Genomic DNA, 2,771 nt, shown 5'->3' on the forward strand with positions numbered 1-2,771 from the left:
TTAATATCGACATTGCTGTTTTTGTTTCATTAACGACTAAAATTATAACCAAATGAATAGGTTTTGCCATTTTCTACATACGTTTCAATAACTTTTAGTGAGGTAGAGGTTAGTTCATTTATTTGCCATATCGAATCATCGCTTGAATTAGAACTTGTCTTAATTCTGATAACATTTTCGCCTGTTTCAAATGCCCAAGTGCCTTGCGAGTATATTTGTGGGTCTGCTGGGTCGCATTTGGTAGCACCTTCATCGTGCGTAAATTTATTGGCAGACGTAAACGTATAAATATCATCTTGCCAGCATTTGGGAGCTTTAGTAAAATAGTCTCCGTTGATTGGTTTTCCATCGCCAAAAATATCGTACGCAGGACTAACTGTTCCGCCCACCCATTTCCAAGGACTACTTGTAAGCATTTCAGTACGGGTTGGAGGAGTAGGTTCAGAAGCTTTTTTACAAGCAGCAGCAAAAAGCAGTATTGAGAAAGTTACATAAAGGGTAATTTGTTTTTTCATGGTTATACGAATTTTGTTTAATGCAACAAAAGTCATAAATTCACCACATGGCTTCAATACGGCAAATGACGTATTTTGTTTTTTCATGAAAACACCTATTCTATCTATCTTATTTTATTTGTTAAGCTGTCAGCTTGTTTTGGCTCAAAAAGAGCAAAAGCATTCGGTTTGGTATATAAAAGATGTCAATTCAAACTTAACAGTAGATAGTTTATTGAAGAAAGACAAAGAATTTAGCCTGCTCTCCAATAATAAACTCAGTTTCGGTCATGGAAATACCCCTTTTTGGCTCAGAATTTCGTTTAAAAATGAAGACTCTTTGGCATACAAAAAACTATTAGAGGTAGATTACGCCTTTTTGGATGAAGTAAATCTTTTTTTAGAAAAAAATGGAAAAATAGTCTATCGGTCTGATACGCTCGGCTGGAAATATCCATACAGCGACCGAATCTTTAAACACTACAATCCAGTTTTTCCAGTTAGTATCAACGGCAAGAGTTCTCAAACGGCCTATTTTCGAATTTATCGAGGTTCACTTTCCATGATTCCTCCAATCAGAGTATGGAACGAAGAAGATTTTTATGAGAATGAAATCAAACGAAAATTTATTTGGGGAGGTTTTGGTGGAATATTGCTTTTTGTAGCTAGTCTTGGGTTCTTTCTTTTTCTGTATTTTCGTAAAAAACTTTACCTTTTTTATTCGATTTGTATTCTAATGTCGCTGTTTTATGTATTATTAAACAAAGGCTTTTTTTTAGAATATTACCAAGATGGTTTTTTGATTTTTTACAGTAAAAACACTCGCCAAGTCTTTATGATTTTGAATATTCTTTTCACTCAGTTATTTATAAAAGAATATTTGTTTTCAAACTACAAATTTCCAAAGTGGCTTCTGCTTTTATTCCGCATAAGCATTTTAATTTGCGTGTTGGGAATTGTAATGCTTTGGTATGAAAAATATGCAGGCGAAAATCAAATCTTGATTCCGCAAAATGCAAGATTATTATTTCCTTTTACTTTATTATTTCCCATTTTCTTTAGCTTTTACCTTGTTTTTTATAGTTATTTCAAAAAAATTGAGCTTGTTGCGAGTAGGTTTTACTTAATCGGTATATCACCTACCGTCATTTTTGCAACACTATCTACTGCCCGAAACTACGGAATTATTCCGAATCACTTACTTCTCGAAACCGAAGGCTCGATGATTAGCTTCCTCTTTGATATCCTAACATTAGCTGTTGGTTTGGGCTATCGCTACAAAATACTTCGAGATGAAAAAGAATACCAACAAAAACTCGTTTATGAAGGCCAACTAAAATTGCTTCAAGAAAGAGCTAATATTTCTCGTGATTTGCACGACAACGTGGGTTCTCAACTCTCGGTCATTTCATCAAGTTTAGATAACATCGGTTTTTTAGCTGAAAAACAAAAACTAACTTCCGAAAAAGTAGAAAGCGTCAATGAGTTTGTGCGTGAAGCTATTCAAAGTTTGAGAGATACCATTTGGGCGACTAACCAAGAAACTTTTTCATTGGCTGAGTTTCGGGCGAGAGTGCAGCAGTATATTCATAAATATTATCAGTCCGAAACCTGTCAAATCGTAGTGAATTTCGATGAAACCGGAAAAACACTGAATTCTACAAAAACGCTTAACCTTTTCCGAATCATTCAGGAAGCCCTCAATAATGCCATTAAATATGCCAATTCGACACTAATCTCGGTAAACTTAAAGATACTCAAAGAGCAAATTTGCTTAGAAATCATTGATAACGGAAAGGGCTTTGATGTAGAAAAAACTAAAGAAGACCCGCATTACGGTTTACTAAATATGCAGAAAAGAGTAAATGAAATAGGAGGGAGGTTAATCATAAAATCAAAAATTGGAGAAGGAACAAAAATTGAAGTGAGTCTCTAAATACGATAAATGACGTATTGAATTTTGCTCATTGATTGTTGAGTTTTGTAAAATCAAAACACCACTAAATTAGAATAAATGCCAATCAGAATAGCCATCATAGACGATAACATCAATTTGTTGCGAAGTATTTCTCAGAATCTTTCAAATTTTGAAGAAGTTACGCTTGTCTTTAAGGCTATGAATGGGCGTGACGCCGTTTCGCTTGCCGAAACCGAACAACCCGAAGTGATTTTGATGGACATCGAAATGCCAGATATAGACGGTATTGAAGCTACTCGGCAGATAAAAACGAAGTTTCCGAACATAAAAATAATCATGGTGACGGTTTTTGACCGTGA

General features: G+C 34.7%; 3 protein-coding genes. 2 read left to right on the top strand and 1 reads right to left on the bottom strand.

Translation table 11 applies throughout. The features are described 5' to 3' along the window. Positions 1-29: 29 nt before the first annotated feature. Positions 30-515 (bottom strand): hypothetical protein, encoded by a 486-nt coding sequence (locus ACOVO2_RS06305; protein WP_421769153.1) that lies wholly within the window; start codon positions 513-515, stop codon positions 30-32. Positions 516-600: 85 nt separating this feature from the next. On the opposite strand from ACOVO2_RS06305, the gene ACOVO2_RS06310 reads away from it, so the two are divergent. Together ACOVO2_RS06310 and ACOVO2_RS06315 are read left to right on the top strand one after the other, a co-directional pair. Continuing rightward, a complete protein-coding gene (locus ACOVO2_RS06310; protein WP_421769154.1) occupies positions 601-2,430 on the top strand; it encodes a sensor histidine kinase in 1,830 nt (609 codons plus the stop codon). A gap of 78 nt (positions 2,431-2,508) precedes the next feature. Then, positions 2,509-2,771: response regulator (locus ACOVO2_RS06315; RefSeq protein WP_421769155.1), on the top strand; the 263-nt coding region annotated here is incomplete at its 3' end.

The sequence above is a fragment of the Emticicia sp. genome, assembly GCF_049241225.1.
In the GTDB taxonomy this organism is placed as follows: Bacteria; Bacteroidota; Bacteroidia; order Cytophagales; family Spirosomataceae; genus Emticicia.